Below are 23,344 nucleotides of genomic sequence, written 5' to 3' on the forward strand. Positions count from 1 at the left end.
GACAATGAAGCTTACGTCCGGACAGAGGGCTGCAGCCCTCTTCCCTATTTTTCGCCCGGTTCGTCCGCTGCCTGGTTACATTCATTATTTTCGCCGGCACACACACCAAATCTCTTTCTCTTGATTATGAATAGATGTAAAGCTTTTTTTTCGAGGAGGAGAACCGGCGTGCTTGAGTACGTACAACTGAATGAATATAAAGCCTTAATGTACGCCAGAAAGCTGAAACATCTGTTTCCTGCCGAGGCGCATCTTTGTTGCACGGAGATCGGGGAAGGCAATTTAAATCTCGTCTTCCGCATTGCGGACAAACTGTCGGGACAAAGCATCATCATCAAGCAGGCACTTCCTTACCCGCGGGTCGCCCCGGAGTCGTGGCCTTTGACGCTGAACCGCTCGCAGATCGAAGGCCAAGCTTTGAAAGTTCAGCATACGCTTTGTCCGGACAGAGTGCCTAAAGTGCATCACAGCGATCCTATTATGGCTTTGACGGTAATGGAAGATTTACCCAACCACATGATATTGCGTAAAGAGCTCCTTGCCCGTAAGCGCTATCTTCATTTTGCAAGCCAAATCGGCGCCTTTCTTGCCGGAACCCTCTTTTTGACATCCGATTTTTCCCTGACCTCCCAGCAAAAAAAGCAGCAAATGGTACAGTTCACGAACCCGGACATGTGTAAAATATCGGAGGATCTCATTTTCAGCGATCCGTATTTTGACGCGGAAACGAACCGTTTCAACCCGCTGATCGAGGATACGGTGAAAGAGATTTGGCAGCATGATCCGTTACTGCTGGAGGTCGCCAAATTGAAGCATCATTTTCTCACCCATTCTCAGGCGCTGATCCATGGGGATCTTCACACCGACAGCATTATGGTCACGGAAAAAGATACGAAAGTTATCGACCCGGAATTCAGCTTCTACGGACCTGCCGGATTCGATATCGGTACGTTGTTCGGCAGCCTGCTGCTCAGCTATGTTTCGCAGGCGGGACATTGCGCGGACCTTCGCGAACGCAACGATTATCAGAAGTATCTGCTTGCGACGGTTGAAGAGATATGGGGGCATTTTACCGAGCAATATGAAGATTTATGGGGAAAATGCGTCAATGAACGAACGACCGCCATTCCGGGAACCCTGGATCACGTTCTCCATGAACTTCTTGAGGATGCTTGCGGATTTGCCGGCTGTATAATGATTAGCAGAGTCATCGGCCTTGTGCGTGCGGCGGACCTGGAAAGCATCAAAGATCCGAACCTTCGGGCGGCATGCGAAAGGATGGCCTTGAACATCGGTCAGAAGCTCATCCTGGAAAGAAAACAAATCCGAACCGTTGGCGACATAACATCCACTGCGATGCTGGCTGCAGATATGATTTAGAGAGGACAAGCCCCCAGTGTTTGCTGCCTCAACCTCCTTTATGCCAAAAATAAACAAGCCTCTCAAATAAACGGATGGCTTGTTTATTTTTTTGCCGGCAAATTCGTATTTCCTTTCATTGACGGAAATTATTCGACGACTTCGATTTCTCCGATGCCGCGGATTAATTTTTTCGCATACGTTTTCTCCGGCATGAGCTGTTCCACCAAAAAATCGATCGCTGCTTGCGGGTCTGCTTTTTGTCCGCATGTATAGCAATCTATGGCCGCGAACCGCTTTTCCGGATAAGTATGGATGGAAAGATGGCTTTCCGACAATAGTAAAACAATTGTGCAACCGTTCGGATCGAATGATTCGGAACGGACCGACAGCACTTTGGCCATACATTTATCGGCCGCTTCCGTCATCATGTGCCTCAGCGATTCCGCATCGTTCAAAATGTCGAAATCTACTCCCCAAACGTCAACTGCGATATGCCTTCCATAAGTGGAATACTCCATATCTGCGCCCGCCCCCTCTGAAGTAGGCTGGATTTGAAAGCTTTCACTCTCTCTTCTATGATACGGAGTTCCTCTCGGAATGCTCTGGTAGATTGACCAAATTTAATACAGAACGACCAGAAGTCTATCGGTTTGCCGTCATACGTTTATCCCACTTCGGCCATTTCCCTCTCGACACGCTCCTGTGCCGCCGATGCCGGAACGGCCGGCGGGCTCTCTTGGGCAGCATGCGTACTCTCACCCGCAAGCCCATACGGAAAACAGAGCGGCACCCCCGTACGCGGATCTGCAATGACATCCGCTTCGATACCGAATACTTCGCGGAGCATTTCCGGATGAATGACCTCGGCCGGACTGCCCTCGTAAATGACGGCCCCCTTCTTGATCGCCACCAGATGGTGCGCATATAAGGAAGCGTGGTTCAGGTCGTGCACAACCATGACGATTGTCCGCCCTTCCTCGCGGTTCAGCTTTTCCAACAGCTTGAGCACCTCAAGCTGGTGCGCCATATCGAGAAACGTCGTCGGTTCGTCCAAAAACAATATGTCCGTTCCTTGCGCGAGAGCCATCGCAATCCAGGCACGCTGCCTCTGTCCGCCGGACATGCGCTCGACCGGCCGCCCGGCAAATTCGCCCATGCCGGTCACTTCCAGCGCCCATGCAACCATCCGCTTATCCTCGGGGCTGAAGGAACCGATCCCTTTCTGATGCGGGAAACGTCCGTAAGATACGAGTTCGCTTACGGTCAGCCCTTCGGGCGATGTCGGGTTTTGCGGAAGGATAGCCAGCTGTTTCGCCACCTCCTTCGTCTGAAGCCGATGAATCGATTTGCCGTCAAGAAAAACGCCGCCCGACTGCGGCTGCATAATGCGTGCCATCGTTTTTAATATCGTCGATTTTCCCGATCCGTTAGCCCCGACAAGCGCCGTGATTTTGCCGTCCGGAATGCGCAAATTCAAATCGCCGACGATGGTCGTCTCGCCGTAGCCGATATGAAGACGTTCCGCAAATAACCGTGTCATAGGTAAGCCTCCCCGCCGTAATCAAATCCGAATGTATCATTAAATAATGATAATGATTCTCAATGACATCCAAGTAAATGATAACGATTATCATTGTTTCTGTCAATACAGGCCAGGTAATTTTTTCAAAAACGACGGGAACTGTCGAGGTACGGACTAATCGATCATTCCGGACCACGCTTTTTTCAACAGGTTGATGCCCGTTTCGAGCTCGTTTTCACTTAATCCGCCGAACCCCAAATATACCTTCGGTTTTCCTTCGGAAATCGGACTCATCCGCATCTCCCGGAAATCGTAGATGCGGACTCGTTCGGCCGCGGCCGCGTTCACCAGCTCTTCACAGGTTCGCTCCGTACGTACGGTTGCCTGTATGTGCAGACCGGCGCTCTGCCCTGTAATTTCGATGCTGTCTGCAAAATGGGCTTGGAGCAATTCGATGATCTTTTGATGTTTTTTGCGGTAAATGCCGCGCATTTTGCGAATATGGCGGTACCAATGGCCTTGCTCGATAAATGCCTGCATAGCCCACTGGTCTATACGTGACGGATTCAAAAGCAATCGCTGCATTTCTCCCAGCCGTCCTGCCAGTTCATGAGGCAACACCATGTAGTTCATGCGCAGCGCCGGCGTAAACGCTTTTGAAAACGTTCCGATGTAGATGACCCTTCCCCGATCGTCGAGACTTTGCAAGGAAGGGATCGGTTTGCCGTAATAGCGAAATTCTCCGTCGTAATCGTCTTCGATGATGTACCCGTTTCGCGAGTTCGCCCAGCCCAGCAGCATTTCCCGTTCGGCATACGGCATGACGCTGCCGGTAGGAAACTGGTGCGACGGCGTAACATAAACGGCGTTGGCTTCGCAGCTGCGAAGCTGATCGAGCGAAATGCCTTTATCGTGAACGGGTATCGGAATCACGCGGAAACCTCCCGCTATGAGTTGTTCCCTTACCGTGCGAAATCCGGGCTCTTCGATGGCCACCTCCCCGATCCCCGCCAAAAGTTTGGCAAGAAGGCCGATGCTGTAGGAAATCCCCGCACCGACAACGATCTGCTCCGGCGAACAAACGACGCCTCTCGCGTTCCTCAGATATTCTGCCAGAACTGCACGCAGAGCGTATTCTCCCTGCTTGTCGCCATAATCCCGCATTTCCGACGAATGCCGATCCAACGCATCATGGATCATTTTCTTCCAGACCCGCACCGGAAATATGCCGCTGTCTACACCGGACGGATTGAAATCGATAAACCATTCCGTCTCTTCGGGAACCCGGGCGGAACTCCGGAGATTCGCAGATCTGTATTCGGAATCTCCGCTTGAATATAAAGGCCGATTGGTCTCGTACGGCTTAACCGCATAGATGCCGGAGCGCGGCTTGCTGACGATGTAGCCTTCGGCCGACAGCATTTGGTAAGCCGTTTCAATAGGCGTTTTGCTTATGTTCAAATGCAGCTGCAGCGACCGGACGGAAGGCAGGCGCATGCCGTTCGCGATGATGCCGCTGCGGATATGGTCGCGAATTTGCGTATACAGCTGCATGTACAGCGGCTGATCGGTTTGATTCGAAAGCAGTATATCAAACATGTTTTGAAGCTCCTCTGTCTTTTAAAATACTTATAAACTGACCATTTATTAATGGTCAGTTATATTTTAAAGTGGAATATAATTTCCATCAAGCTTTGATTCCGAAGATTGCAGAGCGTGTTCAAAAAGGTACGCCGCTAAACTCCTTCGCTCGCTTTTTGAACACTCTCTTGTTAGTTTTAAAAAGACAGGAGTGGGATCGGTTATGTTTTCGAAAGACGAGATTAAAGCTTATTTAAACCGCCTGGGGGTTAAAGACGTTCAAGAGCCGACCAAAGCATATTTGTTCGAGCTGCACAAAGCGCATGTGAAGCATTTGCCCTGGCAGACTGTCGACATCTTTGCCGGGAAACCCGCATCTATGGATGTACGGGAATCGGTTCGGCTCATTACAAGCGGCCGAAGCGGTTACTGCTTTCATTTGAACGGAGCTTTCAGCACGCTGCTTCGCTCGCTCGGGTACCGCGTTCATTGGCATCGTGCCGGCGTTCAGCCGCTCGGCGAGGAGCCGCGGGTGAATTCGTTTCACCTTGGACTGACCGTCAGCCTGGCGAATGAGCGGTCGGAGGAGGAACGATGGATCATCGACGCAGGGCTCGGCGATATGCCGTACGAACCGATTCCGCTTAAGCCGGGAGTTTACGAGCAGCATCCGTTTACTTACCAAGTCGTGGAATCTACTGTGGCCGCGGGCGGATGGCGTCTGGTTCACGATCCGCTCGCCCAGTTCGCCGGAGTCGATTTTGACCCCGGCATCGTGGATGATTTAAGCGTCTTTGAGCCGAAACACGAATTTTACAGCAAATCCCCGGACTCGAAATGGATCAACACTTTTCTTTTGCGCCACAGGCACGAGAGCGGCAGCAATGAGCTGAGAGGTTTGATGTGGATCAAGCGCGATACTGACGGAATTGTAAAGACGGAGCTTGATACGAAGTCGCGATGGCTGGAGGTGCTTGCCGATGTTTTTGGCGAGCGTTTGGTGAACTACAGCCCGCTCGAACGCGACGACATTTGGAAGAAGGCGCTGGCACTTCACGAGGAATGGAAGAAGAGCAGGGTCGGTTCGTAAGGGCAGGCTAGGGCTTCCTCCCTTGGGCGCGGCTTCCCCCTAAATCCCCCCACCGGGGGGACCCCAGGCGCCCCAAGCGCCCTGGACCCGCCCGCTGTGCGCGAATGCTCGCTTCTAATTCGCGTCTGCCCGGCATGGATTTTGGGCTGTTCGCCAAAATCACATTCCGGGCACGCTTTACTATTGGAGCGGTGCCGGGGGAGCGGGTGTGAGCTTCTGCCCCGCGTATGCCTGGCATGGTTTTGCCGGTGCAAAACCTATGTCAGACTTGCTTAATGTTCTGCAATTGCCAACCTTTCCTACATTTCCTGTATTTCATTTTTTTTCAATCCTCCCTCATTTCCCGCCTTCTCACCGCACCAACCTCAGCACTCTCCCACTTCCCCTTCTACCCGCACCTGGCAGAAACAGAAAAATAAATCTTGTCTAACCTACTCCGCAAAACATGCCGGGATCTGTCTTGTTTACGTGATAAAGTCACTCTTGTAATCCAAAAAAACAGGGAAGAAGAGTGAATAAGCATGATCGATATCAACACATTCGCGGAGAAATACGCGGCGGTTTGGAACGAATCTGACGCCGGACGGCGCAGAAAACTCATTTCCGAGCTCTGGGCGGAGGATGCCGAGCATTATGCCAAAACGCTGGAGGCGCGAGGTTACGCGGAGCTTGAGGCACGAATCATAAGAGCGTACGAAATAAACGTTGTCGAGGGAGGTTATCTCTTTAAAGCGGCAGGCAGCCCGGACGGCCATCATAACGTCGTCAAGCTCGGCTGGGAAATGGTCCCGAAAGAAGGAGGAAGCGCTGCGGCGGTCGGCACTGTGTTCGTCATCCTGGGCGATGACGGCCGGATCGTTGCCGACTACCAATTCACCTACACGCTTCCCGTATCATGATGACCGGGAGGCGGTTTCGATGAAGAGCTATCATGTGAATTTGGGAGCGGGCCTGGAGGGGCTGCTGCTGCGGGAACACGACATGCCGGTTCCCGGTCCGGGGGAAGTGCTCGTACGGGTAAGGGCATGCTCCCTCAATTTCCGGGAAATCATGATCCTGTTTCACGGCAGCTACACGCTTCCCATTCGGCCGGACGTCATTCCGGTGTCGGACGGAGCGGGAGAGATCGTGCAGGTCGGCGAAGGCGTCACCAAAGTAAAAGCCGGGGACAGAGTTGCGGGCGTCGTATTTCCCCATTGGCTGGATGGGCCGTTCCGTTGGGAGAACTCCGGCCAGCTCGGCGGCTCGCTTCACGGAATGCTGACGGAATACGCGGTATTCAGCGAGGAGGCGGTCGTACGTTTTCCCGACCATCTTTCGTTTGAGGAAGCCGCAACGCTTCCCTGCGCCGCCGTCACCGCCTGGAATGCGCTAACGGGAGGCAAGCCGCTGGAGGCAGGGCAAGCTGTGCTGACGCTCGGTTCTGGCGGCGTATCGCTGTTTGCGATCCAGCTTGCCAAATTGTTCGGCGCGCGGGTGATCGCAACCACCTCCAGCATGGAAAAAGCGGAGCGGCTCAAAGCTCTCGGAGCCGATGACGTGATCGATTACAATGCGGTTCCAAACTGGCATATCACTGTGCGCGAGCTCACCGAAGGCCGCGGCGCCGACTGCGTCGTCGAAGTCGGCGGCGCCGGCACGCTGGAGAAGTCGATCCGATCCGCCGCGGCCGACGGACAAATCAGCCAAGTCGGCTGGCTTGCCGGCGGCACCTCGTCGGTCCCGATCGGCGCCATCGCCGCCAACGTTTATACCCTGCGGCGAATTGCCGTCGGAAGCCGCTCCCAGTTTATCGCGATGAACCGCGCAATCGCCTTAAGCCGGCTGAAGCCGGTCATCGACCGCGTTTTTCCGTTTGAGGAAGCCTCTGCCGCATTCGCTTATCTCAAAGATCAGCCGCGTTTCGGCAAAGTGGTAATCAAGATAGGTTGACGATAAATCTCCCGTACAAAACAAAAGCAGCTGGCCGCGCACGCAAATGCGCTGCGGACAGCTGCTTTTTTCCCAAAATGTCAGGGTGCTGCGATTTTAAGCGCGTTTTCGTTGGCGTCGGATTGTCCGGCCGCATTTTGCGCGCGAATGACGAAATAATACGTTTTGCCTGACGTGAGCCCGGTCACTTTGTCTTCGTACGGGTACCGTTTCGTGCGGTCGCCCGGGCCTGCGTAATCCGCCGGCACGCCGGGATGAAGCGCAACGGCGCGTACCGCCTGCGTTTTCAAGTCCTGCGAAAAATCGAAATTTTGATCCTCTTTCATATAAAGCGTGTACGTTACGGGACGGGCCGAAGAGTGGGCCACATCCCACTGCACGTACACCTCTTTGCCCCGAACAACGATATTTTGAATCCCCGCTCTCGGCTCGGCAATAGGTTTTCCCCAAGGAGGCGTCAGCGTGCTGCCCCATGCAGGCGGCTTCGGTTCGGAATCGCGATGATCGATCGTGTAGCTGTTCACCGACTTCACCAATGCGTCCGATATGTAATGAACCATGCCCAACTCGGCCGCTTCCCGAATATCCGCATTTAATATGTCCGCAGCTTCGTTTTGTTCTCCATCCAGCGCTTTTTTTGCCAGGTCGCCGCCGGGCCCTTCCGCATAGCCGAGACTGAGCACGCGAAACCCGTCCTCGCGGTCCGCTTCGGCCAGCAATTTTTGCGCGTAATTATATTTGTTGTCGTTGAAAAAGGCTTCGTTGAACCATTGGCCGGAGCTGCTGTCCAACCGGTAGCTCTCAAACAGCGCGAAGTCGATAAGCCCTCTTAAATTATAGGCGTAGGAAGACAAATCCGGATTGTATAAAAACAGCCCCCGATTCGCCAGCAAAAACCGGTTCGGGTACGCCTGCCGGATGTTCGCCACAAGCTGTCTGAGCCCCGGGGCAACCATTCGAACTGGCCTTGATTGGAGCTCGACGCATCGGTAAACGAGTTGGGCGCCGCCGTATCGAGCGTATCCATAAACAATCCGTCGCAGCCGTATACCGTAAGCAGTTCGTCGATCCCCGAGACATGATCCGCCTGAAGCGTCATCTCGCGTAAAACTTTAAACCATTCGGGATGGCCGGGGTTGACGAAAGCGGCTTTGAAGTTGGTATTGAAATCGGGCTCGCCCGCATTTCCGATCGTGCCGAACGTCGCAAAGTTATCGTTCAAATAAAACGGAGCGTACCCTCCGTTCGTCGGCTTCCCTTTCAAATTGATGTCCTGGGAAATCGGGGCGCCTTTCGGGAACGGAGCGCCCGGCCGCGGATCGGTGGAAGGTCCCGTACCGTCCAGTACGAATCTCGCGTCCTGCTTCATTTGCTCCGGGGTCATGCCCTCCGTCCGCAGATCTTCGCCTAACGAAACGTAACCCAGGACAAGCACGTCGTCCGAAGCGTCATGCGGGTCTTTGCCCGCGCGAAGCTTGGCAATTTGCTCGGGTGTAATGCCCGTACGCGTATCCAAAATAACCATCCGGTATTTCTCTCTTGCCTGCTCGATGAGAGAATCGGTCCACTGACCGTAATAGATCAAGTAATTGTCGATATGATTGCGGACGGCGTCCCGCCGCTCCAGGCGCAGCCGGTTCAGATCGTAGCCGGTCTCGCCCCCGTCCGCATCGGTTGCTGTCAACCGAAGATCAACGGAAGTTCCCGGCGGGATCGCGTCTTTTTCCTTGTTCCAGTATATCGTGAATTTGCTTTGATCCCCTGCGGTTTCAAACGATGTGCCGCCTTCCAGGGAAGCCTTGCGGTACTCCCCCGCTCCTTCGGGTTTGACCAGCAAATCGACCGTAACGGTCCCCGCCTTGCCGGTGGCATAAATGAAAGTCAGCGGGATTTGCGGAGCATCCACATGGGACGGAGTCCACAGGTCCAGCCGCGCCGCCGCCGTACTCTCGCCTGCAGCCGCTGAAACGGTCTCCGGAACGGCTCCCGTTGACGCCGCCGTGAAACCGAATAAAATAACAGCCGCCGCCACAGTGCGCAGCATTTTAAAGGGCTTGCTTCTCATGATTCACCTCTCGCGAAAATTCGTCCATTTTTTCCACAAACAAAGTTACTATACCATAAAAATGGCAAATCTACGAGTCTATTAAGAAGGTTTACAATGGAGTTGTCGAAAATTTGTCATATCGAACAAACAAGGAGCGAAATGGTTGAGATTGGTTATCGTTGCCTTTATACTAACACTAAATCGTACAGATGGCGGGTGATCGTTTTGGAGATTAAGCTGGATGACTTGACGGGAACCGAAATAACCTCGTTAATCAGGGGACATCTTGAACATATGGCGCAGCTTTCGCCGCCTGAAAGCATGCATGCTCTCGGTCCGGAGGAATTGAAAAAAACCGGGATTACGTTTTGGAGCGCCTGGGAACAAGGCGATTTGCTCGGCTGCGGTGCGCTGAAGGAGCTTGGAGACGGACACGGAGAGATCAAATCGATGCGAACCGCCGCAGCTCATCGGAGAAAAGGCGTAGCCAGAAGCATGCTTGCGCACATCGTAGAAGAAGCCAAGCGGCGCGGATACCGGCGCCTCAGCCTGGAAACGGGCTCCATGGCGGAGTTCGAGCCGGCCAGAAAGCTGTACGAAAGCTTCGGCTTTCGATATTGCGAGCCTTTTGCGGATTATGCAGAGGATCCGAACAGCGTGTTTATGACCAAGGAGTTATAACAGGTCCCAAAAAAGTTAATGCCCTGCGGTCCATTGCGAGGCCGGCAGGGCATCTTTCATTTGCTCGACAAATGTTTGTCCCGGTATTCCTGCGGGGTCAGTCCGGTGTGCTTTTTGAACACGTTGATGAACGAGTGCGCCCGCTGGTAGCCGAGCTTCGCGGCAATTTCGTAAATTTTTTCCTGGCTGCTCAGCAGCAGATGGGCCGCGTGCTCCATCCTTACACGGTACACATAATCGCTTAAATTTTCCCCGGTCTCGAGCTTGTAAATTTTTGAAACGTACACCGGATGCATGTAAACATGTTCGGCAATTGCGTTCAGCGACGCGTCCGCCAAATGGCGTTCCACATACTGCTGCACCTCGGCGATCAGCTGCGCCCGCGAATGCTTCACTTCCCCTTCGACGTCGAGTCTCAGCGAGCCGAGCACCTCGTTTGTCCAATCGTGCAGCTGCTGAACCGAGCGGTACGGCACGCCCTGCAGCAGCTTTTCGTAGCCGGGGCCGATGAGCTCGGCAAGCTGCCGGCCGTTTTTATGGGCGTAGTGCGCCGCCGCGGAAGACACCGCGAGAAACACCTCGAGCAGATGCTCCTGCGACTCGCCCCAGCGCTCCTTCAGCTCGCGGAAAATGCGCTCGCACCGCTCGCCGATCGCCTCCCAGCGGCTCGCTTCAAGCAGCTGCGCCAAGGTCGGCAGCTCATACAAGCTTTCGAGCGAGCGCACTTCGGCACGGGTTTCCGCCTGTCCTTCCGCCGTCAAAATCAGCTCCGACTCCGGCCCGATTTGCCGGCGCAAAGCGGAAAGCAGCTCGCCGTACAAAGCGTCCAGGTCGGCGGGAAACGTGCCGCGGCGGCTGATGGCGATCGATACCGCGCCTTTCAAATACGTGCGGACCGCCTCCTGCAGCTTGGCTGCCGGACGCTCGAGATGAAACAGCATGCCGCCGTCCGGCTGGCCGTTTTCTTTTACAAGGAAGATCAGGTAGTCGTGAACGTCTTTCCCGTGCCAAATCTCGAACTGCGGCGCAAACAGCTCCTCCGCCATGTTGCCGATCGCGTATTCGAGCAGCGCCAGCCCGCGCGGATTGTGGCGGTGAAACGGCTCCTCGAGACGAAGCAGCACCATCGCAAACGGCTCGCCGTAAAAGCGCGGCACCTCCAGCAGCTCCATCTGCTCGCGCAGCCTCTCCCCGGTAAAACGCCTCCCCTGCAGCAGCTCGGCCAAGAGATTGCCTCTGAGCTGCGGCAGGTTTTCCCTCAGCGTGCGCGCGATCCGCTCCTGCGATATGACGCGCTCCCATTCCTCGTGAAGCTCGCGCAGGACGCGGGACACCGTTCCCAGCAGCTCGCTGTCGGTGACCGGCTTTAGCAAGTAGTCCGCCGTTCCCTGCGCGATCGCTTCCTTCGCATATTCGAATTCGGCGTGGCCGGAAAGCAGGATGCATTTCGTTTTGGGCCAGCCGCTGCGAATGCGTCCGGCCAGTTCAAGGCCCGACATTCCCGGCATGCGGATGTCGGTGAGAACGAGATCGATCGGCTGCGAGGCGAGCACCTCCAGCGCTTCGTAGGCGGAAAACGCCTTATGCACGCCGGTAATCCCGGTTTGCTCCCATGGAACGAGCGTCGCCAGCCGCTCCACCACATGCGCCTCGTCATCCACGATCAATAGCTGGGACATCGCCGTCTCCTCCTTCCTGCCGCCGCGGAGTCCAGCGCAGCGTCGCTTTGACGCCGCCGGATGCGGAGCGGGCAAGCTTCAGCCCGGCGCCTTCGCCGAACATGATCTGCAGCCGCTGGTGCACATTCCATACGCCGTAGCCGGCTTCCGCTTCGACCGGGCGGCTCAGCCTCCGCTCGAACTCCTGCAGCGCCTGATCGCTCATGCCGGCGCCGTTATCCTCGACGACGAGCTCGTATACGCCGTCCCTAACGGAGCCGCGGATGGCGATCCATCCGTCGCCGGGTTTGTTTTCGATGCCGTGGACGATCGCGTTCTCCACGACCGGCTGCAGCAAGAGACGCGGAATCGGCGTGTCCAGCATCGCTTCGGGCACGTCCACCTCGTAATGAAGCCGGTGCATGCGCAGATTTTGGATCGTCAAGTAGTTTTGCACAAGTTTGATTTCGTCCCGCAGCGGAGCGGCCTGGTCGTCGATCCTCGTCGTATAGCGGTAATATTCGGCCAAGTTTTGCGCCATCGCGACGACCGCCTCGGTATCGCCAAGCATCGCCGTATTGACCACGTAAAACAGGCTGTTATACAGAAAATGCGGGTTGATCTGCGCCTGCAGCTGCTTCAGCGTCGCCTCTCTGAGCCGCAGCTTCTCCTCGTACACCCGCTCGACCAGCTCCTGAATTTGCGCGGCCATATCGTTGAACCGTTCGAACAAAAAGTCGAACTCGTTGTTCGCCTTCACTTCGATCCGCGCCGAAAAATCCCCCTTCTTGATCAACTGCACGCCGTGCACAAGCCGGCGGATCGGATACTGCACGTGGCGGTACAGCATGTAGGCGGCGAGCAGACTGGCCAGCAGCAGCAGCCCGATGCTCGTATAAAACAGCACGCTCGTCTTTGTGATCGGTGCCAAAATGTTCTCCACCGGCACGTAATCGACGAGAAACCAGCCGAGCTGCTTCGACTGCGCATAGTTTACGGCATACTGCCGCCCGGCGAGCTCGACGACCGTATGTCCCACGCCTTCGAGCGTTTGCCGCTCCAGCAGCGGAAGCAGCTCCTGGACCTTGTCCAAATCCGGGGAGCTGTTCGTAATCGGCGGCAGCCCTTTTTGGTAAAAAAACGGGTCGCCCTTGCCCCCCAGCTTCACCTGATCGAGCATTTGCGCGATGTTCGCACTCGTGAAGGCGACCTGCAGCATCGCTTTGATCTGCGAAGTGTCCGTGGCCCGCGGAGGCTCGACGATCGACAGCACGAACTGCGCGTCGTTTCGCATCCCGCTTGGAATTTGCGGAGCACCTGCAGCGCTTTGCCTTGCGGCCTGCGAAGAGGCTTGGAAAAGCTTCGCGTTCGCGGGACCGCCGGCGGAAACGGAAGGCGACGCCGGGGCATAATCCCCTGTTGCTGCCGAAGCGCTCTCGCCGGTAGAACGGCCCGCTTCGGGGGCTTGAGCGGCTTTTTCGCCGGCCGCCGCTTGCCGGCCGCTCGAGGCTCCGCCGGATGCCGCCGATTGCGCTCTTACCGCCGCGGCCATGCCGGCCGCAGGACCGCTCGCCGTGCCCGCCCCCTGACGGTATCCGCCCCCGTCCGGCGCCGTGAGCGGCTCGTAGTTCCAGCCGGCGAGCTTCGCATACCGGGCCACATCGTCCGCCCGGTAGCTTTTGAAAATATTCGTCGACACGACCTGCTGCTCCTGCGGCAAATACAGTGTCAGCTCGTTCATCCAGGCGCTGGACACGCTTTGCAGTCCGAGCTTCTCGGCAATACGCGTGCGCTCGCGCAGCACGTCGTACCAGCCGCCGCTGCGGCGGTCGACAAAATCGCGTATAAACGGATCGAAGCTCAGAATAACCGGGAACATCGACAGCTGCTCCACCGTAGCATCGAATTGACGAAGGAAAAAGATCAGCTGATTGAGGCTGGAAGATTGAAGCTCGCTCTTCACCACGTCAACGCTGACCTTATTCGAGTAGCTGTATAATATAAAAACCGGCGTAAGCAGCAGGACGATCAGCCCGATCACCCTGCCGAATATCGTCATTTTACCGACCAATCGCTTCAGCCCCTTATTTGACGCGCCGCCCTTGTGTACGGATTTACCCTTTGACCGCGCCTGCGGCAAGACCGCTGACGATATAGCGCTGCGCGAGCAGGGCGATGATCAGCACCGGCAGCGTAATGATGCAGGCGGCCGCCATCAAGGCGCCCCAGTTGATCTCGGAATAGGACAGGAAGTTGAACACCGCGATCGGCAGCGTCTTCGTTTTATCTCCCGCCAGTATAATCGAAAACATGAAGTTGTTCCACGAAAAAATAAACGACAGCAGCGACGAGGTGATCACCCCGGGGCCGGAAATCGGCATGATGATGCGCAGAAACACCTGCGTGCGCGTACAGCCGTCGATAAGTCCCGCTTCCTCGATCTCGTGAGGCAGGCCTTCAAAAAACGAGATCATGACCCAGATGATAAACGGCAGGCCGACGAGCATATGGCTTAAAATGAGCGCCGCATACGTATCGATCAGCCCAAGGCCCGAGAAGATGATGAACCAGGGGATCAGGAACGTGATGCCGGGAACGATTCTCGCCACCAAAATGACGAGGCCGAGTCCTTGCAGGCGGTATCTGGCGATCGCATAAGCCGCAGGCAGGCCGAGAATAAGCGAGCCGACCGTCGAGCCGACCGCCACAATAAAGCTGTTGACGATAAAACGCAAAAACTCGTACTGCTGGAACACGCTCGTGTAGTTTTTACCGGTCGGCGTGAAAATGAAAAACTGCTTCGTGGACATGATCTGCGCCTGCGTTTTAAACGAGGCGAGCAGCATCCACAGAAACGGGAACGAAAACAACAGGATGACGACGAACGTCAGCAGCGAATACAGCAGGTTGAGATGCCTCTTGTTCTTTTTCACATCGACGCCTCCAATCGTTTGCGCACAAAGATGAGCGCCAGCGTGAGACCCATGACCAGGATGAAGAACAACACGAGCAGCGCCGAAGCCATGCCGAGCTTGAAGTACTGGAAGCCGAGCACGTAACCGTACAGGTTCAGCGTCTCGGAAGCGAGGTTCGGTCCGCCCTGCGTCGTCGAATAGATGATGTCGAACGTTTTCAGCACGTCGATCAGACGCAGCATGACGGCGACGATAATCGTCGGACGCAGCAGAGGAAGCGTAATGTGCGTAAACTTCTGCCACAGCGTCGCCCCGTCCACGTCCGCCGCTTCATAGGGGTCCGAGGGCAGCGTGGACAACCCCGCCATGACGATCAGAGCGATCATCGGCGTCCATTCCCACACATCGACGATGACCAGCGACGGGATGACCTGGCTTTGCGAAGCGAGCCACAGCAAAGGCTTGAAGCCGAGCGATTTCAGCATCATGTTGGCGACGCCGATCGACGGCTCGTAAATGAGCAGCCAGACGAGGCCCATCGCCACGGGAGTTGCCACCATCGGCAGCAAAAACAGCGTCTTGACGATGTTTTTACCGCGAAATTCGCGGTACAGCAGCATTGCGATGGCGACGCCCAATACCGTTTCGAGCACCAGCGCGAGCACCGTAAAATAAAACGTTGCGTTCACCGCGTGCCAAAACCGCGCATCCTTCAGCAACGCGATATAGTTGGCGAGCCCTACCCATTTGGGCGGGGTCGTAGCCGACATGCTCCATTCGAAGAAGCTGATTCGCACCGTATATACAATGGGAAACACCATCATAAGAAGAACAAAGAGGACCGCAGGCAAGGTGTAAATCCATTTTAAATTGCGGTCGAACCAGTTCGTTGCCATAATCATTCTTCCTTTCTTCCGTTTAAGATAAAAGCCGGGGACGTCCCTCATCGGAGGGCACATCCCCGGGACTTTCGATGAAAACTTTACTTGCCTTTATCTTTGTCGATGATCGCCTGCAGCTCTTTGTTCGCCGTATCCGCAGCCGCCTTGATGTCTTCGCCGTTCATCGCTTTCAGCACGATGGCGCCTACCGCGTCGCGGGCTTCGCCTACGCTGATGACGGTCGGACGGTCGTGGTCGACGCCGCCTTTTTGCGACTCCTTGATGACCGGTACGAGGTCCGCCGGGAATCCGGTTACGCCTTCCGGCTTATCCCACACCGACAAACGAGCGCCCGGGTTGCCTTTTTGCTGTGTCGCGAGCACGATGTCCTTGCTGGTCGCCCATTTGATGAACTCCCAGGCCGCATCTTTGTTAGCCGATTTGGCGTTCATCGCGAGTCCCCAGGAGGTGATGTTGTACGGCTTCGAGCCGGCTTTTCCACCCGGAAATACGGCGAAGCCGACTTTGTCCGCAATCGTCGATTTCGCCGGATCGGTCGCGTTTTGGTAAATCGAGTTGGCATCCGTGTAGAAAGCTACTTTACCTTGAGCGAAAATGCCGATCGCCTGCGGCCAAGACATGTTCAGCACGCCCGGAGGCCCGTAGTTCTTGAGCAGGTCGGCGTACGTCGAAAACGCTTTGATCGCTTCCGGCGTGTTCACCGTCGCCTTGTCGTTTTGTATAAAGTCGGCGCCTTCGGAGTAAAGGAAGCTCGACACCTGCGTAACGAGCGGAGAACGCTGTCCGCGGGCGACGAAGCCGTACATTTCCTTGCCCGGATCGTGCAGCTTCTTGACCGCCGCGACGAGTTCGTCCATCGTCTTCGGCACCGCGATGCCCGCCTGCTGCAGCAGATCCTTGCGGTAGTACAATATTTCCTGCTCGGTGATGATCGGAATTCCGGCCAGCTTGCCGCCGACCGTCGTCGAACCGACGGCCGATTTGGAGAAATCGGCGAAGTCGTAGGAGGCGTCTTTTTTCGTATAATCGTCAAGCGGCTCCACCCAACCGTTTTTGAAAAACAGCTGCCCCTCTTGCAGCGGACGGTACATGAATACGTCCGGTGTCGCCGCGCCGGTCGTAAATTGAACGGTCAGCTTCTGCGTCAGCTGATCCTCGAAAAAGCTTTGCACTTCCACTTTCATGCCGGTTTTTTCCTCGAATTGCGGAAGCAGCGGCTTGATCGCTTCGCCCCACGGATGGTTTGCCGTAACGAGCGTCAGCTTTTTCCCTTCAAACGGCTTGGCGGCGGCTTGACCTTGGCCCTGCTGCCCTGCCTCCGGCGTTTTGCTTGTCGCGCAGCCCGCCAGCAGTCCGGTCGCCATGACGGCGGTCAGACCGATGCCGGCCATACGTTTCATCGATGCGTTCATGTGGTGTTCCCCCTGTCATTATCTTCCGGGCAGCCTTCCGCGTCTCTTTCGCATGCGAAAGCGTTTAACATTCGGCGCTACCGGTGATAAACTAAATCTAACCGATTTTATATTGTGTATAAATAACGGAAATTAAACTTCGATAACGCAAAATGAAGAGGATTGCGAAGCGGAGGGGGACGAGGGGTGCCCTTATTTTGAAAATTAGCGGGTCTCAATTCCGCAGCGTCAACCATAAGGGGGAGCAAGTTGATGGAAAAAAAGTACCGTGTGCAGGGGCTGATTTTCGATATGGACAATACGCTGCTGCGCTCAAGGATCGATTTCGCGCGTATGAAAAGGGAGGTCTACCTGCTGCTCGCAGAGCATGGCGTGCTTTCGGACGATGTGGCGTTGGAGCGATACACGACGGTGACGCTGATCGATTCGGTCCGGCATCGCCGCTCGTACACGGCGGAGGTGGAAAACGCCGTCTGGCGGCGCATCGCAGCCATCGAGGAGGAAGGCATGATCGGCGCCGATCTGGAGCCCGGCGTCGCCGATCTGCTGGAGGCGCTCAGCGGCAAGCTGACGCTGAGCGTGCTTACCAACAACGCCGATGCGGCGGCGATGAGGGCACTGCGCGAAACCGGCATCGCCCGGTATTTCGCGACTATTGTCGGCCGGGACGGGCTCCCGGCCTTAAAGCCTGCGCCGGACGGCGTGCACCGCGTCCTGCGGCAGCATAAGCGAATCCCCCCGGACCGGTGGCTGTCCGTGGGGGATTCGTGGACGGACGGCATGGCGGCTCAGCAAGCCGGCGTGCCGTTCGTAGCGTATGGCCCCGGCGCCGCCGGTATGGAGGCGCGGGGGGTTCGGCCGCTCGCGGCCATCGAACATATCCGAGAGCTGGTGCAGTTTTTGTAGGCGTGCGGTGTGGGCAGCCAGTAACACAAGGCGAGGCGTGGGCTCGAGCGGCGCAGAAGCGCGGCAAATGGATGGGCGCCCGGTGAGCCTGCTCTGCTGGGGCGCGAAGCCTCGGCGGCATGGGCTCCGCGGTGCACAGTAGGCTGGTGCTGCTTGCCCCACGGCGAGCCTACCTCGCTAAGAGCGCGAGGCCCGGGCGGCGTTGGCTCCCGTGCATGAGCACCCCCGGATGCTTGTGCGGCGAAGCGGCCTTCCACACAGGAAGCACGCGCCATCCTCCCGAGGTTAACGAGTACATACGGACCGTAGTTTAAGATTTTATAACACATAGCGGAACTCACGTCCGCTATCCTCGGATAAAAGGGCACACAGAAAAAATAGAGGAACTCAGGTGCGCTAAATACGTGGAAAATGGCTTGTGGAGTGGGAAAACAAGCAAATAGAACACCTGAGTTCCTCTAATTTGCCAAAATATCCGAAATTGCCCGTTTTAGCGCACCATAGTTCCTCTATGTTCCCGTTTAAGCTCAAAGCGCTGCCTTCCTCGTACAGTTTTGCATCACCGCCAAAATAGCCGCAAAGTTGCCGGCGGTCTCACTGCCGCTCCTATTGCGTTCCATCGCTGCCGTCCAGCCACACCGTTTTTGCCGCGGCCGGGGTGCGTTTGGCGTGGTGCGGCGTCATGTCCGGGTAACCGACGAAGATGAAGCCGACGAGCTGCTCGTCTCCGGTCAAGCCGAACGCCTCGCGCATAAGCGGATGATAGGCCGCATCGCCCGTCCGCCACATGGCGCCAAGTCCGAGCGCATAAGCGGCGAGCAGCATGTTTTGCACTGCCGCATGCACGGCGGCGAATTCTTCGGTGCGCAGCACCTTCGGCCCGCTCGACGGGCTGACGGCAACGGCGATGACCACCGGGGCGCGGAACGCCTTCGCCTCCTGTCTGGCCCGCAGCTCCGCCAGCTCCTCTTCCGAAAGGGTCTGCGCCTCTTCCGCTGCAATATCGGCATAAGCTTTGCCGAGCACACGACGGCCTTCCCCCGTCATAACGTAAAAGCGCCACGGCTCGGTGTGATAATGATTTGGCGCCCATACCGCAGCGTCCAGCATGGCATCAATCGCTGCGCGATCGACCGGGTCCGTCTTCACCTTCCCGATGCTTCGCCTGTGCCGAATCGCCTCCAGAACGGCGTTACCGCCGTTCGTTTCCCCCGCTTCCTGAACATGATGTTCACTCATCGAATGCCTCCCTCCTCGTCCCGGCGGCCCAGCGCCGGGATGAGATGCTCACAGTCATTTTTACCATACCAGTATATGAAAAATTCCCCGGCGGAGCGACATGCGTTCGCCTCTTCGCCATACGCCGGGTACCCGCTTTATACCTTTCTGCTCATGCTTAACGAATTCGGGTAGGTCAACTCGAAACCGTATTTCTTGTACCGCTGCACTGCCGGCACATCGGCCATCAATATCACTTCCGCCCCCTTCGGGGCATTCCTGTCCAGATAGTCCGTAAGCTCCTTCAAAATGACGTCTTCCAGCCCTTCCGCTTGGCAATCCGGATTTACGACGATATCGACAAGTTGAAAAAAACAGCCTCCATCGCCAATGATTCTGCCCATTCCGACCGGCTTTGAATCATCGTTTCTTACAATCACGGAAAAAATCGAACGGCTCAAAGCTTTCTCCGCCACAGATTCATCTTTGACTTCCAGCCCCGCCGCCGTTCTTAACACGAAATACTCTTCTGCACTCGGGTTTTCATAACAAATGTTCATCGCGATTCTCCCCTTCAACGTATTCTCACCATCCACTATACAACATAGATGCAAGTGAGAATGTATCGGGCAATCGGGCTTATGCCGGCGAAATCCACCTTATCGTGCAGCTTGAATGTTTTACAACAACATTTGCCTGGCGCTGCATGTTTTTGGTATATTGTAGCCTCGAAGCGTATCGTGAGGAGGTTGCAAAATGGACTATTACAAGCCGATCGAGATTGCGAGAGAACTTTATATCAGCACAAGCGCGCTGCGCCATTACGAATCGTGGGGAGTCGTACCCGCACCCGCACGAGCGGCGAATGGGTACCGGCTATATACGAAGGAGCATTTGGCTTATTTCCGCTGTCTCCGCACCATGTTCCCGGGATTCGGCGTTGCGGTCACTTGCGAGGTGCTGCGAAAAATTCAAAGCGCCGATGTGGATGGGGCCTTCTGGCTGGTCAACAAGGAGCAAGCGGTCCTGCAAAGCGAAAAGGTCGCTGCCGACCAAACGCTCGAACTGCTGCAGCATCCCGAACTTCCGACCGTCACGGGTAAAAAGCTGAAAAACCGCATGACGATCGGCGAAGCCGCCGCGTTCGCAGGTGTCGCGACTTCAGCGATCCGCCATTGGGAAAAGGAAGGGCTGCTTACGCCGGAGCGCGATCCGGAAAACGGGTACCGTTTGTTCACTCCGACGCATCTCCGAAAAATACTGCTCATCCGTACGCTCCGCAGCACCGTCTATTTTTTAAAAAGCATGAAAGACATTGTGCAAGCCGTCGAACACCAGAGCATCGAGCAGGCCAAAAAGTTGACGGAAGACGCGATTCGCAGTATCCATGAGCGCAACCGCCACCAGCTTCGGGGCATTCATCGGCTTATTGAGCTGTGCAAGGTGCTGCGGCTCCTTTAATCCCGGCGGCTGCGGGTGTGAAAAAGGACCTGGCCGGTGCAAACCGCCAAGTCCTTTAATTGCTTCGCGCCCGGTGACACCGGCCTTAGCGGCTTGTCACCTGAAACACGGCAAATTTCAAATAATGCCCCTCGTCGACGCCGAGAATCGTCGGATGGTCCTTGCCTGCGGCGCGAAACTCGAGCAGTCTGAGCACTTTTCCTGCATCGACGGCCGCGGCGTGAATCGTCTCCAGGAACAGATCCGGTCGCATGTGGTAAGAGCAGCTCGCCGTGACGAGAAAGCCGCCCTCGTTTACAAGCTTCATGCCGTGAAGGTTGATATCCTTGTAGCCGCGGCAGGCTCCTTCCACGGCCCCTTTCGTTTTCGCAAACGCCGGAGGATCGAGGATGACGACGTCCCACGTGCGGCCCTTGGCCGTCATCTTTTGCGACGTGTCCACTTTCTTAACGGCAGCCTGGCTGCGCAGGGACCGTTCCTCAATTCCCTTCACCTGCTCGCGCAAATAATCAAATGCATCGGCGACGACGAATTCGACGCGGTCCTCGAAGCCGTTCAGCTCCACGTTGCGGCGGGCACTGTCTATCGCATGCTCGGATATATCGAGACAGGTCACCTTCTTCGCGCCGTACTTGCAGGCGTGAAGCGTAAAGCTGCCGGTATGAGAGAAGCATTCGAGCACCGTTGCGCCGTCCCAATAAGGAAACGTCACTTCATTGCCGTTCGGGTTGACCGGGATGCGCCGCAAAGCGCCGTCCTCACCCGGCAGCTCCTGCAGCTCAATGCCGCTCCGACGCCCCCAGCCGGTCATCAGCGGTTCGATCGAGGCGCGGTTTTCGCGCTGGTCGAAGAAATATCCCGTCTTCTGTCCTTCCACGACATCGACGATCATCCGGATGCCGTTCTCGCGGATTTCCACGAGACGCGGTACATCGCCGTAAAGCACGCCTTTGCGCTGCTCCAGGCCTTCCAATTCGCGAACGGGCACGTCGCTCCGTTCGTAAATGCCCTTCGGCGCGAACACTTGAACAAGCGCCGCCACGATCTCTTCGCGCGCCCGGTCCATACCGAGCGATAAAATTTGCACGACAAGCACGTCGGCAAATTTGTCGACGATCAGCCCGGGCAGGAAGTCGGCCTCGCCGTAGACGAGCCGGTAGGAGTCGCTGTCTTGGACGAAGCGGCGGCGAAGCTCCGCACAGTCGCGAAAGCGGGCGGCGAAGAAATCCGCCGTCATCGCTTCGATCGGGCGCGAGGAGACAATGCGCACCGTGATTTGCGACGCCGGATTGATATAGCCGGTCGCCAAGTATTGCCCGAGGTGGCTGTGCACAGGAACGAGCTGGCCCGGAACGACGGCGCCCTCATCTTCAATGCGCTCGATTTCGTTTTTAAACACCCACGGATGCCCCTGCTCGAGGCGCTTCTTCCGCTTTTTCGTTAATATCACAATTGGCATAAGATGCTGTCACCGACCGTCCCGATTAATAAGATGAGGAGCTGGATAGCCCGTTCATGATCGCCACTCCGGAGCTCGTTCCGAGCCTTGTCGCCCCCGCTTCGATCATCGCCAGCGCCGTCTGCGCGTCGCGGACGCCTCCGGAAGCTTTCACTCCGATCTGATTCGATACCGCCGCGCGCATCAGACGAATGTCCTCCACGGTCGCGCCGCCCGGTCCGAAGCCGGTCGACGTTTTCACGAAGTGAGCCCCGGCTTGCTCCGATAAACGGCATGCCGTTTTCTTTTGTTCATCATTAAGGAAACCTGTCTCAAAGATCACCTTGACGATAGCTTGCCCCTCCACAGCTTTTACTACTGCGCGAATATCGTCTTCCACCGCCTGATGATTGCCTTCGAGCAGCAAGCCGACCTGCAGCACCATATCGATTTCGTTTGCCCCTTGCTCAGCCGCTTTCGCCGCTTCGAACGCTTTCGCATCGGATTGCATCGCTCCGAGCGGGAACCCGCAAACGACGCTGATGTTCACGCCGGAGCCGGCAAGCAGCTCCTTGCAATAAGGCACCCAGTGCCCGTTTACGCAAACACTGTAAAACTGATACTGCTTCGCTTCCGCGCACAGCTTCTCAATCGCCTGCCGGTTCGCGTCCGCTTTGAGCAGCGTATGGTCTATGTACCCGGCGATTTTTTTCACATCTATTTCCATGTCATTTCACCTCATACCCAAGTTTGATTAACGCTTTCTTCACGACGGAGTCATTGTTGCCGTATCCGTTATGTACCTGCTGATACCATGCATCCTTCGGGAGCAGCCATTCCACTCCGCGGATTTCTTCCACCTGCGCGGTCAGCTTGCCGCCGGTCGCTTCGACCAGGAAGTAGTGTACCTCCTTGTCCACCAAGCCGACGCCGATCATCGTATACTGGTAACGGATCGTTTCGAGCGGCTCCACGATGCGGCCTTCGATCCCCGTTTCCTCCAAAATTTCGCGAAGCGCCGTTTGCTCCACGCTTTCGCCGGATTCCATTTTCCCTTTGGGGAGCGTTATTTTTCCGTATCGGTCCTGTATCATTTGCACATACGTCTCTCCGTCCTGCTGCCGAAAAACGACACCGCCCGCCGATACTTCCTTCATATCCGCCCACCCTTTCCGCTAAGCCCTATGTAGAGAATATAGAAATAATGAGGATTTCACCC

The 23,344-nt window shown here is 56.1% G+C and carries 22 protein-coding genes; 7 read left to right on the forward strand and 15 right to left on the reverse strand.

Translation table 11 applies throughout. From position 1 onward, the window contains the following. Positions 1 to 168 precede the first annotated feature (168 nt). Positions 169 to 1,380, forward strand: a complete 1,212-nt coding sequence (mtnK, locus tag MYS68_RS15445; protein ID WP_248926699.1) for an S-methyl-5-thioribose kinase — start codon at positions 169 to 171, stop codon at positions 1,378 to 1,380. 128 nt (positions 1,381 to 1,508) lie between these two features. Here the strand turns inward: mtnK and speD are convergent, their stop codons facing one another. From speD to pdxR, 3 genes are all read right to left on the reverse strand, one after another. Further along, complete coding sequence (gene speD, locus MYS68_RS15450; RefSeq protein ID WP_248926700.1) at positions 1,509 to 1,880, reverse strand: adenosylmethionine decarboxylase; 372 nt, start codon at positions 1,878 to 1,880, stop codon at positions 1,509 to 1,511. 146 nt (positions 1,881 to 2,026) lie between these two features. Then, on the reverse strand, positions 2,027 to 2,902 hold the full coding sequence (locus tag MYS68_RS15455; protein ID WP_248926701.1) for an ABC transporter ATP-binding protein: 876 nt from the start codon (positions 2,900 to 2,902) through the stop codon (positions 2,027 to 2,029). 156 nt (positions 2,903 to 3,058) lie between these two features. Beyond that, positions 3,059 to 4,483, reverse strand: a complete 1,425-nt coding sequence (gene pdxR, locus MYS68_RS15460; RefSeq protein WP_248926702.1) for a MocR-like pyridoxine biosynthesis transcription factor PdxR — start codon at positions 4,481 to 4,483, stop codon at positions 3,059 to 3,061. Positions 4,484 to 4,688: 205 nt separating this feature from the next. Here pdxR and MYS68_RS15465 point away from each other — a divergent pair, with 205 nt between their 5' ends. The 3 genes from MYS68_RS15465 (at position 4,689) to MYS68_RS15475 (ending at position 7,487) form a co-directional block, all read left to right on the forward strand. Continuing rightward, complete coding sequence (locus MYS68_RS15465; RefSeq protein WP_248926703.1) at positions 4,689 to 5,555, forward strand: arylamine N-acetyltransferase family protein; 867 nt, start codon at positions 4,689 to 4,691, stop codon at positions 5,553 to 5,555. A gap of 521 nt (positions 5,556 to 6,076) precedes the next feature. Next, positions 6,077 to 6,454 carry a hypothetical protein gene (locus tag MYS68_RS15470; protein WP_248926704.1) on the forward strand — a complete coding sequence of 126 codons (378 nt, stop codon included), beginning with the start codon at positions 6,077 to 6,079 and terminating at the stop codon, positions 6,452 to 6,454. Positions 6,455 to 6,473: 19 nt separating this feature from the next. Further along, positions 6,474 to 7,487 (forward strand): zinc-dependent alcohol dehydrogenase family protein, encoded by a 1,014-nt coding sequence (locus MYS68_RS15475; RefSeq protein WP_248926705.1) that lies wholly within the window; start codon positions 6,474 to 6,476, stop codon positions 7,485 to 7,487. Between the two features lie 80 nt (positions 7,488 to 7,567). On the opposite strand, the gene MYS68_RS15480 is transcribed toward MYS68_RS15475, so the two are convergent. Then, complete coding sequence (locus MYS68_RS15480) at positions 7,568 to 8,416, reverse strand: fibronectin type III domain-containing protein (protein WP_248926706.1); 849 nt, start codon at positions 8,414 to 8,416, stop codon at positions 7,568 to 7,570. Then, complete coding sequence (locus MYS68_RS15485; protein ID WP_248926707.1) at positions 8,317 to 9,552, reverse strand: hypothetical protein; 1,236 nt, start codon at positions 9,550 to 9,552, stop codon at positions 8,317 to 8,319. The genes MYS68_RS15480 and MYS68_RS15485 overlap by 100 nt, the downstream gene beginning before the upstream one ends. 207 nt (positions 9,553 to 9,759) lie before the next feature. On the opposite strand from MYS68_RS15485, the gene MYS68_RS15490 reads away from it, so the two are divergent. Beyond that, positions 9,760 to 10,215 carry a GNAT family N-acetyltransferase gene (locus tag MYS68_RS15490; RefSeq protein WP_248926708.1) on the forward strand — a complete coding sequence of 152 codons (456 nt, stop codon included), beginning with the start codon at positions 9,760 to 9,762 and terminating at the stop codon, positions 10,213 to 10,215. Between the two features lie 56 nt (positions 10,216 to 10,271). Here MYS68_RS15490 and MYS68_RS15495 read toward each other — a convergent pair whose 3' ends face one another. From MYS68_RS15495 to MYS68_RS15515, 5 genes are all read right to left on the reverse strand, one after another. Further along, positions 10,272 to 11,894 (reverse strand): response regulator transcription factor, encoded by a 1,623-nt coding sequence (locus MYS68_RS15495; RefSeq protein WP_248926709.1) that lies wholly within the window; start codon positions 11,892 to 11,894, stop codon positions 10,272 to 10,274. Next, entirely contained in the window at positions 11,869 to 13,944 is a 2,076-nt protein-coding gene (locus tag MYS68_RS15500) for a sensor histidine kinase (protein ID WP_248926710.1), read from the reverse strand. Before MYS68_RS15500 ends, MYS68_RS15495 begins: the two co-directional genes overlap by 26 nt. Positions 13,945 to 13,987: 43 nt before the next feature. After that, positions 13,988 to 14,806: a carbohydrate ABC transporter permease gene (locus MYS68_RS15505; protein ID WP_248926711.1), complete on the reverse strand. Its 819-nt coding sequence runs from the start codon at positions 14,804 to 14,806 to the stop codon at positions 13,988 to 13,990. Continuing rightward, positions 14,803 to 15,684, reverse strand: a complete 882-nt coding sequence (locus MYS68_RS15510; RefSeq protein WP_248926712.1) for a carbohydrate ABC transporter permease — start codon at positions 15,682 to 15,684, stop codon at positions 14,803 to 14,805. The genes MYS68_RS15505 and MYS68_RS15510 overlap by 4 nt, the downstream gene beginning before the upstream one ends. Before the next feature lie 86 nt (positions 15,685 to 15,770). Beyond that, positions 15,771 to 17,102 carry an ABC transporter substrate-binding protein gene (locus MYS68_RS15515; protein ID WP_248926713.1) on the reverse strand — a complete coding sequence of 444 codons (1,332 nt, stop codon included), beginning with the start codon at positions 17,100 to 17,102 and terminating at the stop codon, positions 15,771 to 15,773. A 252-nt stretch (positions 17,103 to 17,354) separates the two neighbouring features. Between MYS68_RS15515 and MYS68_RS15520 the strand changes: the two genes are divergently transcribed. Further along, entirely contained in the window at positions 17,355 to 18,008 is a 654-nt protein-coding gene (locus MYS68_RS15520; RefSeq protein WP_248926714.1) for an HAD family hydrolase, read from the forward strand. Between the two features lie 606 nt (positions 18,009 to 18,614). Here the strand turns inward: MYS68_RS15520 and MYS68_RS15525 are convergent. Both MYS68_RS15525 and MYS68_RS15530 read right to left on the reverse strand, forming a co-directional pair. Beyond that, on the reverse strand, positions 18,615 to 19,247 hold the full coding sequence (locus tag MYS68_RS15525; RefSeq protein ID WP_248926715.1) for a nitroreductase family protein: 633 nt from the start codon (positions 19,245 to 19,247) through the stop codon (positions 18,615 to 18,617). Positions 19,248 to 19,384: 137 nt separating this feature from the next. Beyond that, a complete protein-coding gene (locus tag MYS68_RS15530) occupies positions 19,385 to 19,786 on the reverse strand; it encodes a GNAT family N-acetyltransferase (RefSeq protein WP_248926716.1) in 402 nt (133 codons plus the stop codon). A gap of 196 nt (positions 19,787 to 19,982) precedes the next feature. On the opposite strand from MYS68_RS15530, the gene MYS68_RS15535 reads away from it, so the two are divergent. Beyond that, positions 19,983 to 20,687, forward strand: coding sequence for a TioE family transcriptional regulator (locus MYS68_RS15535; RefSeq protein ID WP_248926717.1), 705 nt, complete (start codon positions 19,983 to 19,985; stop codon positions 20,685 to 20,687). 85 nt (positions 20,688 to 20,772) lie between these two features. Here MYS68_RS15535 and MYS68_RS15540 read toward each other — a convergent pair whose 3' ends face one another. Genes MYS68_RS15540 through MYS68_RS15550 form a run of 3 tightly spaced genes read right to left on the reverse strand, consistent with a single transcriptional unit; the run spans position 20,773 to position 23,282 of the window. After that, positions 20,773 to 22,146, reverse strand: coding sequence for a class I SAM-dependent rRNA methyltransferase (locus MYS68_RS15540; protein ID WP_248926718.1), 1,374 nt, complete (start codon positions 22,144 to 22,146; stop codon positions 20,773 to 20,775). Positions 22,147 to 22,171: 25 nt separating this feature from the next. Next, the gene (gene deoC / locus MYS68_RS15545; protein ID WP_248926719.1) at positions 22,172 to 22,852 is read right to left on the reverse strand and encodes a deoxyribose-phosphate aldolase; all 681 of its coding nucleotides are present in this window, start codon (positions 22,850 to 22,852) and stop codon (positions 22,172 to 22,174) included. A 1-nt stretch (position 22,853) separates the two neighbouring features. Then, entirely contained in the window at positions 22,854 to 23,282 is a 429-nt protein-coding gene (locus MYS68_RS15550) for an NUDIX hydrolase (RefSeq protein WP_248926720.1), read from the reverse strand. Positions 23,283 to 23,344 lie beyond the last annotated feature (62 nt).

This window comes from Paenibacillus hamazuiensis (genome assembly GCF_023276405.1).
GTDB lineage: Bacteria > Bacillota > Bacilli > Paenibacillales > NBRC-103111 > Paenibacillus_AF > Paenibacillus_AF hamazuiensis.